General features: G+C 69.0%; 11 protein-coding genes. 8 read left to right on the top strand and 3 right to left on the bottom strand.

The genetic code is table 11. From position 1 onward, the window contains the following. On the top strand, window positions 1-436 hold a 436-nt coding region (locus AX744_RS06145), incomplete at its 5' end, for an ATP-binding cassette domain-containing protein (protein ID WP_157543528.1). 130 nt (window positions 437-566) lie between these two features. On the opposite strand, the gene AX744_RS06140 is transcribed toward AX744_RS06145, so the two are convergent. Next, entirely contained in the window at window positions 567-1,271 is a 705-nt protein-coding gene (locus AX744_RS06140) for a hypothetical protein (protein WP_227751218.1), read from the bottom strand. Between the two features lie 255 nt (window positions 1,272-1,526). On the opposite strand from AX744_RS06140, the gene rpsF reads away from it, so the two are divergent. The 4 genes from rpsF to rplI all read left to right on the top strand — a co-directional run bounded on the left by rpsF (window position 1,527) and on the right by rplI (window position 3,209). Beyond that, complete coding sequence (gene rpsF / locus AX744_RS06135; RefSeq protein ID WP_021201450.1) at window positions 1,527-1,895, top strand: 30S ribosomal protein S6; 369 nt, start codon at window positions 1,527-1,529, stop codon at window positions 1,893-1,895. Between the two features lie 5 nt (window positions 1,896-1,900). Continuing rightward, window positions 1,901-2,413, top strand: coding sequence for a single-stranded DNA-binding protein (locus tag AX744_RS06130; RefSeq protein WP_045262453.1), 513 nt, complete (start codon window positions 1,901-1,903; stop codon window positions 2,411-2,413). 77 nt (window positions 2,414-2,490) lie between these two features. Then, the gene (gene rpsR, locus AX744_RS06125) at window positions 2,491-2,745 is read left to right on the top strand and encodes a 30S ribosomal protein S18 (RefSeq protein ID WP_017829850.1); all 255 of its coding nucleotides are present in this window, start codon (window positions 2,491-2,493) and stop codon (window positions 2,743-2,745) included. 11 nt (window positions 2,746-2,756) lie between these two features. Continuing rightward, window positions 2,757-3,209, top strand: coding sequence for a 50S ribosomal protein L9 (rplI, locus tag AX744_RS06120; protein WP_045262454.1), 453 nt, complete (start codon window positions 2,757-2,759; stop codon window positions 3,207-3,209). A gap of 71 nt (window positions 3,210-3,280) precedes the next feature. On the opposite strand, the gene AX744_RS06115 is transcribed toward rplI, so the two are convergent. After that, window positions 3,281-3,979 (bottom strand): helix-turn-helix transcriptional regulator, encoded by a 699-nt coding sequence (locus tag AX744_RS06115; protein WP_046748527.1) that lies wholly within the window; start codon window positions 3,977-3,979, stop codon window positions 3,281-3,283. Window positions 3,980-4,052: 73 nt separating this feature from the next. Between AX744_RS06115 and AX744_RS06110 the strand changes: the two genes are divergently transcribed. Further along, window positions 4,053-4,793 carry an alpha/beta fold hydrolase gene (locus tag AX744_RS06110; protein ID WP_061015841.1) on the top strand — a complete coding sequence of 247 codons (741 nt, stop codon included), beginning with the start codon at window positions 4,053-4,055 and terminating at the stop codon, window positions 4,791-4,793. A 13-nt stretch (window positions 4,794-4,806) separates the two neighbouring features. Here the strand turns inward: AX744_RS06110 and AX744_RS06105 are convergent, their stop codons facing one another. Next, window positions 4,807-8,490, bottom strand: a complete 3,684-nt coding sequence (locus AX744_RS06105; protein ID WP_061015839.1) for an efflux RND transporter permease subunit — start codon at window positions 8,488-8,490, stop codon at window positions 4,807-4,809. Window positions 8,491-8,860: 370 nt separating this feature from the next. On the opposite strand from AX744_RS06105, the gene AX744_RS06100 reads away from it, so the two are divergent. Further along, the gene (locus tag AX744_RS06100; protein WP_061015837.1) at window positions 8,861-10,996 is read left to right on the top strand and encodes a CapA family protein; all 2,136 of its coding nucleotides are present in this window, start codon (window positions 8,861-8,863) and stop codon (window positions 10,994-10,996) included. A 177-nt stretch (window positions 10,997-11,173) separates the two neighbouring features. After that, window positions 11,174-11,581 (top strand): hypothetical protein, encoded by a 408-nt coding sequence (locus AX744_RS06095; protein ID WP_058631937.1) that lies wholly within the window; start codon window positions 11,174-11,176, stop codon window positions 11,579-11,581. Window positions 11,582-11,788: the final 207 nt, after the last annotated feature.

Raw genomic sequence — 11,788 nt, 5'->3', positions numbered from 1 at the left:
GCCGACGAATGTGAGCACCCGCTTCCCGCACCAGTTCTCGGGCGGGCAGAAGCAGCGCATCGCGATCGCGAGGGCGCTGGCGGCTCGGCCTTCGCTGCTCGTGGCCGATGAGCCGATCTCGGCGCTCGACGCGTCGACCCAGACGAGTGTCGCCGGCCTGATGCGCGACCTGGTGGCCGAGTCCGGCGCGGGCATGCTGTTCATCTCGCACGACCTCGCCGTGGTGCGCCGCATCGCCGACCGCACGTTCGTGATGTTCGGCGGTCGCGTGCTCGAGTCGGGTCCGACGGATCAGCTCTGGGCCGCGCCGAGGCATCCTTACACGCAGGCGCTCCTGGCGGCGATCCCCGAGCCCGACGGCGCCGGGCGCATCCCTGCCGCCCCCACGGTCGACGACCGCACCGTGTGGGCGGAGGTTCCCCCGGTCGCGTACTGACCCGCGGTGCCTCCTGCGAAAACGGAGACGACCCCTCCCTTGGGCGGAGTGTCGAGGTGCGACACTCCGCGCTGAGAAGGGATCGTCTCCGTTTTCGTCGGCGGCCCTGCGGAAGCAGAGCGCGCGGATGTCAGAGTGGTGCGACGATGTCCTGCTTCACGTCCCACTCGGTGACTTCCTGGATGCTCTCGATCTTCTGGCCCTCGACCTCGGTGGAGGCGTTGGCGGCGAGCACCGCGTAATCGCTCGTGACCTCGAAGACCATCGCGACGCTGGTGCCCTGCGCCTCCGAGGTGCCGGTGAGGAGGAACACGTCCTGGCCCAGACGCGTGCCTTTACCGGTGACGGTGTACTCGCCGGACAGCGTGTCGGCAACGCCCATCGGGTCGGACGCGTCGACGGCCTTCGCGGCCGTGCTGAGCGTGCTGATCTCCTGGTCGGTCGAGTTCTCGTCGGCGACCTGCCACTCGCCCGTCGCGGACTTGACCCACGCGTCATCGCCGATCACGATGACCGACCCGAACGTGGTGGTGGTCTCGACCGCGTCGTCGGCCGGGTTGTAGCGCGTGGTCGACTCCATGCCCAGGGTCGTCATCTTCGCGGAGAACCCGGCGGTGTCGGTCATGGCGGCCGTGACGCACTCCGCGAGAGTGGCACCGTCGATGGTCGTGCCCTCCTTCAACTCGGGGCAGTCCGCCTGCGGTGCTTCCGCCTCCTGCGAGGCTCCGGCACTGGGCTTCTTCTCGGCGGTCGAGTCCGATCCGCTTCCGGTGCATCCGGTGAGCAGCACGGCGGCGGCGAGCACGACGCCGACCCCCCATTTGTTGACGCGCATCGCGTCCCCCCTCTGGTCGAACGCCCGATGACCGTCATCGGGCACTCTTTCCAGCATGCCAAACACCCTAGGAGTTCCCGTCACCACCGACCGCTGTGTCGGGGTCTTGTTCGCGCCCGCACCGCTCTTCCGCTAGACTGTCGAGGTTGTCTGCCTTGCGGCGTCCATTCGGGATTCCAGAGGCGGGCACGTGCACACACCCTCCTGCTCCCGGGAAATTCCCGAGAGCCGTTCTAGTCCGAAGGAGGTGGGTAAGTGACGCACCAGTACGAACTCATGGTCATTCTGACCCCCGAGATCGACGAGCGCCAGGTCGCACCTACGCTCGACAAGTTCCTGAAGGTCATCACCAACGATGGTGGCTCTATCGAGAACGTCGACATCTGGGGCAAGCGCCGTCTCGCCTACGAGATCCAGAAGAAGACCGAGGGCATCTACGCCGTCGTCAACTTCACCGCGACCAGCGCCGCCACGCAGGAGCTCGACCGTCAGCTGAAGCTGAACGAGCAGATCATGCGCACCAAGGTGCTCCGCGCTGAAGAGGCTCAGGCGATGATCGCTTCCGAGGCCAAGCGCTCCGAAGAGAAGGCTGCCCGCAAGGCCGCCAAGGCTGCGAAGGCCTAAGTCTCATGGCCGGCGAAACCGTCATCACCGTGGTGGGAAACCTCACGGCCGACCCCGAGCTGCGCTACACGCAGAACGGGCTGCCGGTGGCGAACTTCACCATCGCATCGACGCCTCGGAACTTCGACCGTGCCGCGAATGAGTGGAAGGACGGCGACGCGCTGTTCCTCCGTGCATCCGTCTGGCGCGAGTTCGCCGAGCACGTGGCAGGTTCGCTGACGAAGGGCATGCGCGTCATCGCGCAGGGCCGTCTGCGTCAGCGCTCCTACCAGGACCGCGAGGGCAACCAGCGCACCGCGATCGAGCTGGAGGTCGACGAGATCGGCCCCTCGCTGCGGTACGCGACCGCGCAGGTCACCCGTGCGGCCTCGACCGGCGGTGCCGGCGGCGGTGGCGGTGGACAGTCTCGCCCCGCGCAGCAGCAGGTGTCGGAGGAGCCGTGGTCCACGCCCGGCTCGTCGACCAGTGCCGATGCCTGGAGCACTCCGGGCAGCTTCGGCGACGACACCCCGTTCTGAAAACACTTCTCTGGCCCTGAGCTGGACCCCTGGGTCCCTGAGCTCGTCGAAGGGCCGCTCATCACTAAGGAAAAACTATGGCTGGAAAGTCGAGCGGCGACCGCCGCAAGCCGCGGAAGGGTGGCAAGCCCACCGCTCCCGCGAAGTCCATCCGGGTCGGTGTCATCGATTACAAGGATGTCGCCACCCTCCGCAAGTTCGTCTCGGAGCGCGGCAAGATCCGCGCCCGTCGTATCACCGGTGTCTCGGTGCAGGAGCAGCGTCTGATCGCCACGGCGATCAAGAACGCGCGCGAAATGGCGCTCCTGCCCTACGCTGGCGCCGGCCGGTAAGGGGTATCGAGATGGCAAAGCTGATTCTCACGAACGAGGTCGCCGGGCTCGGTAGTGCCGGTGACGTGGTCGAGGTCAAGAACGGGTACGCCCGTAACTTCCTCATCCCGCAGGGCTTCGCTACGGCGTGGACCCGCGGTGGCGAAAAGCAGGTCGCTTCGATCCAGGCCGCGCGTCAGGCACGCGCGATCCACGATCGTGACGACGCTGTCGCACTGAAGAACGCTCTCGAGGGCACCAAGGTGCGCCTCACGGTCAAGGCCGGCAAGGAGGGTCGTCTCTTCGGCTCCGTCAAGACCGACCACGTCGCGGATGCTGTCGCAGCCGCGGGCCTGGGTTCGATCGACAAGCGCAAGGTGCACATCCCGTCGCCCATCAAGGTGACCGGTGAGCACGAGGCGACCGTGCGTCTGCACGACGATGTCACCGCAGTCATCACGCTGCAGGTCATCGCCGCCAAGTAAGCACACGCGGCAAAGCCCCCTGTTCTTCGGGACGGGGGGCTTTCTGCATCCTCGGATGAGGGAACGTCGCCTCAGAGGTCGCGGCCGTGCACGGGTCTGGCGTTCGCCGGGGGATCTCCGACCTCGTCGACGGTGTGGCCGGTGCAGGCCGCCGCTGTCACGCTGGCTCGTTCGACGCGCGAGACGGCGAACCACCGGATGGCATCGCGCAGTCGACACCAGCCGACCAGGTACCACCGCCCACCTGTGGAGGCGAACAACACGGGTTCGACGTCTCGGGTGGTCGCGACGCCGTCTCCCGATGTGTAGCGGATGCGCACGACGCGCTGCTCCGACATAGCCTCCTCCAGCGCCGACCGGACCGCGCGCGACGGCGACGGGGGTGCGTCGACCCAGACGCGGTGGGCGAGCTCGTCCGCACCGGCGCGGGTGCGCGGGTCGAGGACGTCGATGATCTTGCTCACGGCGGCTGCGGCCAGATCGCCGTACGGGGCATCCGGGCTCGCCGATACGGCCGCCATCAGGGCTACGGCCTGCGCGGGCGAGAGCGTCACGGGTGGCAGGGATGCGCCCGCCGCCAGCCCGTAGCCCCCACCCGGGCCGGGGCGTGACCACAGCGGCGCGCCGCTGCGCCCGAGAGCGGCCAGGTCGCGCTTGACGGTGCGCACGGAGACCTCGAACTCGCGCGCCAGACGCTCGGCCGACACGCCCCGCGAACCGCTGCGGCGCAGCATCTCCGACAGGGCATGCAGTCGCTCCGCACGTTTCACGGGCGGACCATCACAGAATTCATGACATAGATAGTGACACACACCTGTCTGCCGTGCAGCGCAGGCTGGTGGCATGACACACACGAAGAGCAGCCCGACCATCCTTCTCATCGCCGGACATTGGCTGGGGGCGTGGGCGTGGGACGAGGTCCTCCCGCACCTGGACGATGACGGCACTCGCGCGTCCGCGATGACGCTGCCCGGCCTCGACGCGGACGACCCCGACCGCGTCGCGAGGACCCTCGACGACCAGACGGAGGCGATACGCGAGGAGCTCGCCCGACTCGGGGCTTCGGCGGAACGGCGCGCAGTGATCGTCGCGCACAGCGGTGCGAATGCTCCGGTCAGCCTGATCCTCGATCGGCACCCTGAGCTGGTCGCACGCGTCGTCTGGGTCGATTCGGGACCGGTCGCATCCGGGAGTGTGTTCGCGCCCGACCTGCCGCACGACGTGGACGAGCTTCCCCTTCTGCCCTTCGACGTGCTCGGGCAGCAGGCGAGCCTGGAAGGCCTGAGCCCAGAGATGCTCGCCCGCTTCCGTGAACAGGCCGTCCCCGAGCCGGGCCCCGTGCTGCGCCAGTCCGTCGAGCTCGTGAACGACGACCGTCGTGCCGTACCCACCACCCTGGTGTGCTGCTCGATCCGGAGCGGGCAGGTGCGGGAGCTGGCGCAAGCGGGTCATCCGATGTTCGCGGAGGTCGCCCATCTGATGGACGTCGACATGATCGACCTCCCCACGGGGCACTGGCCCATGTGGAGCCGGCCGGGCGACCTCGCCGAGCTGGTCCGGGCGGCGGCCGCCCGGACCAGCTGATCGAGTCGGAGCGCTACTCGCGCTCGCCTGCGACCTCGAAGATGTCGGTCGGAGTCTCGGCTGCCGCGGCACGACGTTCCTCGCGCCGTGCGCGTCGCTCCGCGCGCTTCGCGATGCGGCGGTCCCGCCGGCGCTCCACCAGTGTGTAGAGGATCGGCACGAGCACGAGCGTGAGCAGCGTCGAGGACACGAGCCCGCCGATCACCACGATCGCGAGGGGCTTCGAGATGAACACGCCGCCACCGGTCAGCCCGAGGGACATCGGGATCAGGGCGAACACCGTGGCGGCCGCCGTCATCAGGATCGGACGGAGTCGCAGACGCGTGCCGTGCTCCACGGCGTCGTCGAGACTCGCGCCCGCCTCGCGGAGGCGGTTCACCAGGTCCATGAGCACGATCGCGTTCGTCACGACGATGCCGATCAGCATCAGCAGTCCGATCAGCGCGGGCAAGCCCATCGGAGTGCCAGTGAGGAGCAGCCCGAGGATCGCCCCGGTCGTCGCGAACGGGATCGAGATGAGCAGCACGAGCGGACCACGGAAGTTGCGGAACGTCGCCACCATCACCAGCAGCACGAGCACGATGGCGCCGAGCATCGCCAGACCGAGCTGGCTGAACGCCTCGTCCTGCTGCGCCGAGGCGCCGCCCTGTTCGAAGGTGACCCCTGCCGGCAGGTCGGTCTCGGCGATGGCCTTGTCGATGGCCAGTCCGGCGGCGGACAGTCCGCCCTTCTCCGGCGTCACCGTGAGCGTGACCTGGCGCTCGCCATCGGCGCGTGTGATGGTCGGAGCAGTGAGCTCCTCCTCGACCGTGGCGATCGCGGCGAGCGGGATCGCGGTGCCGGTGACCTCGGCGGCCGCCTTCTGCTCGGCCTCGGCTGCCTCGGCCTCGGCCTGCTGGGCGGCGGCGTCGGAGCGGCTCTGACGCAGGGCCTTGATCTGCTCGTCGGCGGCCGTGATCCCGGACTGCGCGCCGTCGATCGCACTCTGGAGTGCGGCCAGCTGTTCTGCACGCTCCGTCTGGGCCTTGAGCATGGCCTCGTCGTCGGGGCTCAGCGGGTCCGCCGGAACGATGGGTGCTGCCGACAGCTCGGCCAGTTGACGGTTGAGGGCACCGATCTGACCGGCCATCTCCGCGCGCTGCTTCGTGGCCGTGTTGATCTGCGAATTGAGTTCGTTCTCCGCCTTGACCTTGGCCTCGTTCGCCTTCGCATCGGCCTTGGCCTGGAGGGCGTCCGCTGCCGCCTTCTGCGCTTCGGCGGTCTGCTGGGGCGTGACCGGAAGCATGATCTCACCGAGCTTGTCGGCCGTGCGTGCCGATCCCGGCGTGCGCACGACGATGTCGCGCTCCTGGCCCTCGTACATGAGGGTGCCGACCGTGGTTCCGGACAGCGCCTCCTGAACGGCCTTGGCGATCATGGAGCGGTCGAATCCGAGGCGCGTGGCCAGAGGCTCGTCGACCTTCACGCGCAGCACCGGCTGTTCACCGGACAGCTCGCTCTTCACGGAGCGCACTCCGTCGGCGTCGGCCAGCTGCTTCTCGAGCAGGTCGCTCGCCGTCCGCAGCGCGGTGGGGTCGTTGCCCTGGATCTGGAGGGCGATGCCGTCACTCGCCCCCGCCAGGGAGGCGTCCTGCGCGGCGAGCTCGATCTCTCCGCTGTCGGGCAGCCCGTCGAGGGCCTTCTGCACCTGTGCTTCGACATCCGCGACCTCGGCGCCGTCCTCCACGCGGAGGTCGTACGTGATCGAGGTGGGTGTGCCGGGGGTCGGCACCGGGATCGACGTGGTGATGTCGGCGATCCCGTCGATCTTCCCGAGCGTCTTCTCGACGGGTTCCGCCGCGGCGACCAGATCGGCCGTGGCCTCCTTCGGCGGGGTCTGCACGACCTGGAGGCTCGCCTGGCCGGACGACCCCAGGAAGTCCGTCTGGATGAACGGGGTCATGCCGAGGGTCACGACCAGCAGCAGCGCGGAGGCCACGAGTGTGATCACCGGGTGCCGACGGGTCGCGTTGAGGGCCGGCATGAACGTGCGCTGCAGGCGGTCCGGAGCGGAGTGGATCTCGTCGAGCTCCGACGGGATGTCGCTCTCGCGGGCGGGTTCGGCGGAGGCGGACGCCGTCCCGACCGCTGCCGTCACCGCTGTCGTCGTCGCCGCGGCGGCAGTACTCCCGTCCTCGACCGACTCCGCCGACGAGGGCTGCGCCTCCTCGGGGGTCGACGTCCGGTGTCGGGGTGCCTTGTTCAAGAACCACGAGGCGAGCACGGGCACGATGGTGAGCGACACCACGAGCGACGCGAGCAGGGCGATCGAGACGGTCACCGCGAACGGGCGGAACAGCTGACCGGCGATACCTGAGACGAACGCGATCGGAAGGAACACCGCGACGGTGGTGAGCGTCGATGCGGTGATGGCGCCGGCGACCTGCCGCACGGATGCGACGATGCCGTCGATCGTGAGCGGACCATCGCCGCGTCGCCGCGAGATGTTCTCGATCACGACGATCGAGTCGTCGACCACGCGTCCGATCGCGATCGTGAGCGCGCCGAGGGTCAGGATGTTGAGAGTGTTGCCGCTCCACCACAGGCCCACGAGAGTGATGAGCAGCGACAGCGGGATCGAGACCGCCGCGATGATCGTCGAGCGCCATGAGCGCAGGAAGGCCAGGATCACGAGCACCGCGAAGAGCAGGCCGAGACCGCCTTCCACGGAGAGGTCGTGGATCGACTGCTCGATGTAGGGCGCCTGGTCGAAGATGGTGACGAACTCGGCGTCCAGGATCGGTGCGAGCCGGTCGAGCTCGGCGTTCACGCCGTGCGAGATGTCGACGACGTTGGCGCCCTGAGAGGGGATGACCTGGAGCGTGAGGGAGGGCTTGCCGTTGACGCGCGAGATGGTCTGCGCCGGAACCGTCTCGATCGAGACGTCGGCGAAGTCGGCCACCGCGACCGCGCCGTCGGGGGTGGGGACGGAGAGGGTCTGGATGTCCTCCAGGGTCGCCAGCCGGGATCCGACCGTGATCGAGAGGGGGCCCTCGGCCGAATCCGCCTGACCGGCGGGGAGCGCCGCTCCGTGGGCCTCCAGGAGCGGTCCGAGTGTGGAGGGCTCGACCTTGAGGCGCGTGACGTCTGCGGAGCGGAGGTCGATCGTGATGCGCTGCGTCTCCTGACCGGCGAGCGTGACGTCGCGAACACCTGAGACGGTCTTCAGCGCCGGGACGACCGTCTGCTGCAGGGCGTCCCCGAAGGCCTCCTGGTCGCCGCTGGTCCCCGCGCTCAGCACCATCGCGGGCAGGTCTCCCGCGCCCCCCGAGGCCACGTTCACCTCGGTGCCGGAGGGGAAGCCGGGCTTCAGGGACTCCGCCGCGCTGCGGATGGTGCGCAACGTCTCCTCGTCGTCTTCGCCGAAGGTCCACTCGACGAGGACCTGCGCGTCGCCGGTCGCCGTCGTCGAGGTGACGCTGGTCACGCCGGGTACGGCGCGGACCGCCTGCTCCAGCGGCTCGGTGATGGTGCTCGCCATCTCCTCGGGGGCAAGACCCTGCGACTGCGCCGAGATGAAAGCCATGGGCGCCTGCAGCGACGGCATCAGCTCCTGCTTGAGCGAGTTCATCGATATCAGCCCGAGGGCGACGATCGCGAGCGTCGCGAGCGAGAGGATGAGGCGGTTCTTGAGACTGCTGCGGGTGAGGAACGACATGGCGCGGTGGCGTGCTTTCGTGTGAGGCGCGACGGACGGACAGGCGGACGCGCGGCGGGTGCGGCCGGCGGGCAGCCGCCAGTCGTCGGGCCGTACCGGTTCCCGCCCGGTTCCTGCACAGATCGATGAGAGGCGACTGCGCAGCGGCGACACGGTCGATGCTTCGAGCCTGCCGGTTCGGCCGCACCGGGACATCCCCCCGAGGGCTGATACCGGTCATCCCGCGGGACGATGATCGGCCGGGAAGAGCACGGTTGCGGGAACGTATGCGGTTCTGCATACACTCCCGCAACATCGGCTGCGCTTGGCTCGAAGGCATGAGTGCTCTCCTGGTGAACCCCACGTCTCGTCGCCGAACCGGCCTCCGCGCGTGACCGTGGTCTCGTCGCCACCCCGGGCGGCGTGGGGAGATGCCGCGAAGGGGCTGCTGATCGTCCTGGTGGTCTTCTGGCACGTCGTGCTGAAGACGTACCTGCAGGTCGATTGGCGCATCGGCATCCCGATCCCCGGTGTCTGGGGACTCGCCAGCGATCTCATCTGGCCGTTCCTGATGCCGTTGTTCCTGCTCGTCTCCGGCTACTTCGCCGCCGGTGCACTGGCGCGGCCGTGGGCTGCCGTGTGGCGACCTCGGGTCGTGCGCTTCCTCTACCTCTATCTGGTGTGGACCCTCATCCACATGCTCGCGATGTGGGCGTTCCCCGACTTCCCCACGTTCGTTCCCCGCAGCGTGTCCGAGTTCGTCGAAGGGGTGACGATCAGCCCGCCGAACACCTGGTACCTCTACGCGCTCGCGCTGTACTTCCTCGTGGCCAAGGGGCTGCAGCGTCTTCCGCGCTGGACGCTCCTGGTCGCCGCATCGGCGCTGTCTGTCACAGTCGCCGCCGGCGTGGTCGACGTGGTGAGCAATCGAGGCTCGCTCCTCTACAACCTGCTGTTCTTCCTGGTCGGGGCCTATCTCGCGCCGCGGATCGGTCGTTTCACGGCACGGCCGCGGCGTCTCGCGGCAGGGGTGCTCCTGCTCGCCTACCTTGCCGCCTACGCCGTGATGCGAGTGACGGGCGCGGAGCAGGTGCCCGGCGTCTGGCCGATCGTGTCGTTCGTCGGAGTGACGATGGGTCTCGCCGTCGCGACCCTGCTCCCGGGGGTGCCGTTGCTGGGGAGAGGGCTGACATGGCTGGGGGCACGCACCCTGCCGGTCTACCTCCTCCACATGCCGCTCCTGGTGCTCGCGGATGCCGCACTGGTGGGTCCCCTGTCCGACGCGGGGAGCGCCGCACAGCTCGTGGGCGCGCTGGTGCTCCCGCCGTTGCTGACGGGTGCACTCGTGGCGGCCTGCGTCTTCCTCGCGCGGCTCACGGAGCGCGATGGGCTGTCCTGGCTCTGGGATCTTCCCCGGTTGCGGGCCGACCGGAAGAGTGGTGCCGCTCGCCCGCGCATCCCCTGGCGCACTCCGGTGGCGGTGCTGGTGCTGGTCGCCATCGCCGTCGGGCTGAGCGCGGCGGCGGCGTTCCCGGCGCGCACGTCAGAGGCGCGCGCTTCGTCTGCGACGCGCTCGGGGGAGGTGAGCATCGGAGCGGTCGGGGACGTCCTCCTCTACGACGTGCAGCACGCCGTGCCGGATGATCGCGGCCGGGCATACTTCGACGATGTCCGGCCGTGGTTCACGGAGGACATCGTCACGGGGAACCTCGAACAGGCGATCAGTGCGGAGACCGGGTACGACAAGTGCGGCCGCAGCGCGAGCTGCCTGGCGTTCCGGAGCGATCCCGATGCCGCCGCCCACCTGCAGGGCTTCGTCCTGCTCAACCAGGCCAACAACCACAGCCACGACTACGGGAGGACGGGTTTCGACGAGACGAGGACGCTCCTGCGTGCGGTGGGGATCGACGCCGTGGGGGAGCGCGACGAGATCGTCGTCACCCGCGTCGGGAGCACCTCGGTGGCGATGGTCGGATTCGCGCCCTACAGCGGCTTCAACCGCATCACCGACCTGCGGCACGTGCGGCAGCTGGTGCGCGCTGCTGCGGCGCAGGCCGACATCGTGGTCGTGCATGCGCACATGGGGGCGGAGGGCCCCGGCGCCGACGCGGTGACACCGGGCACCGAGTTCATGTACGGCGAGAACAGGGGAGACCCGATCGCGTTCGCGCACGCAGCGGTCGACGCGGGCGCCGATCTGGTGATCGGACATGGCCCGCATGTGCTCCGCGGGGCGGAGTTCTACCGCGGGCGTCTGATCGCCTACAGCCTGGGCAACTTCGGGGGCGGGGGAGTGTTCGGCGCCGAGGAGGAGACACGCTACGGCGCCTATCTCTCCGTCCGGCTGCGAGCGGACGGCAGCCTTGTGGCCGGGCGGGTGCGACCCGTGCGGTTCGAGTTCGACGGTGGCGCGCCGCATCCCGACTCGACCGGTCGGGTGACCGACCTGATGAACGAGCGGAGTCGGCGTGACTTCCCCGACACGGCGGCGCTCATCGACGAGGGCGGTGTGCTGCGGGTGCCATAGCGCGCGTCGGGGCTGGTCGAAGGTCGTCGAAGACTGGACGAAAGTCTCCCCGGTTCGGCGTAATGATCCGACCTCCCGTTCCATCTCTCAGGTGTGAGGGTTGCTCGGTCGAAAGGGGGCCGGGCATTGCGAGGGGTGAGGGAAATCGTGAGTGGTCGAAGCCCAGCGGATCGGCTTATGGATGAGTTGGAGGTCGAGTGCGGGGCGAGCGTGCAATGCGTCACGGATCGGGTCTCCGCCATGATGGGGATCGATATCGAAGTGCAGGTTCTCGGGGAGGCGGAATGGCAGGCGACGCCCAGGCACGTGTTGGTGGAGGGTGATCGCGCCAGGATCCCCGTCCGGGCTTCCGACCCGCGCTGGTACCGGTTGCATGTGGTCGTCCACGAACTCGCGCATCTGCTGAGCGGAGACTCCCGCTGCACCGCCCTTCCGATGTCGTTCGATCAGCTCCGGCGCCCCGCCCAGGCGCGAGTGCTCATGCATGCGGGTATCAGCGGCTTCGAGCCGGACGAACCGGGTGCAGACGAGATCGCCGAGCAGCAGGCCGATGTCCTCGCTCGTCGCCTGGGCGCCTTGCTCTGAACCATCGCGCGGGAGCGCATGAACCGCCCGGGCATCCGTCCGCACTCCCGGCCGGCACGCCGATAACCCGCTTCCGGGCGCGACGGATGCCCCGTGGGTGGGGTTTCCACGGGGCATCCGCCCTTCTGCGCCGGCGTCGAACGACGGTGTGAGCTGGGGGCTACGACTCCGTCGACGTATGGGGTGGACGCAGCGGCGCACCGGCGG

It is taken from the genome of Microbacterium sp. CCH5-D1 (genome assembly GCF_001557335.1).
Taxonomy (GTDB): Bacteria; Actinomycetota; Actinomycetes; order Actinomycetales; family Microbacteriaceae; genus Microbacterium; species Microbacterium oxydans.
The sequence above is the reverse complement of the archived record's forward strand: the minus strand, read 5'-3'. Positions and strand labels throughout refer to the sequence as shown.

Excerpts from the sequence above, each read along its gene's own strand:
- rplI (WP_045262454.1), top strand. The coding sequence starts at position 2,757 with ATGGCAAAGCTGATTCTCACGAACGAGGTCGCCGGGCTCGGTAGTGCC.
- AX744_RS06095 (WP_058631937.1), top strand. The coding sequence starts at position 11,174 with ATGGATGAGTTGGAGGTCGAGTGCGGGGCGAGCGTGCAATGCGTCACG.
- AX744_RS06105 (WP_061015839.1), bottom strand. The coding sequence starts at position 8,490 with ATGTCGTTCCTCACCCGCAGCAGTCTCAAGAACCGCCTCATCCTCTCG.
- AX744_RS06140 (WP_227751218.1), bottom strand. The coding sequence starts at position 1,271 with ATGCGCGTCAACAAATGGGGGGTCGGCGTCGTGCTCGCCGCCGCCGTG.
- AX744_RS06130 (WP_045262453.1), top strand. The coding sequence starts at position 1,901 with ATGGCCGGCGAAACCGTCATCACCGTGGTGGGAAACCTCACGGCCGAC.
- rpsR (WP_017829850.1), top strand. The coding sequence starts at position 2,491 with ATGGCTGGAAAGTCGAGCGGCGACCGCCGCAAGCCGCGGAAGGGTGGC.
- AX744_RS06110 (WP_061015841.1), top strand. The coding sequence starts at position 4,053 with ATGACACACACGAAGAGCAGCCCGACCATCCTTCTCATCGCCGGACAT.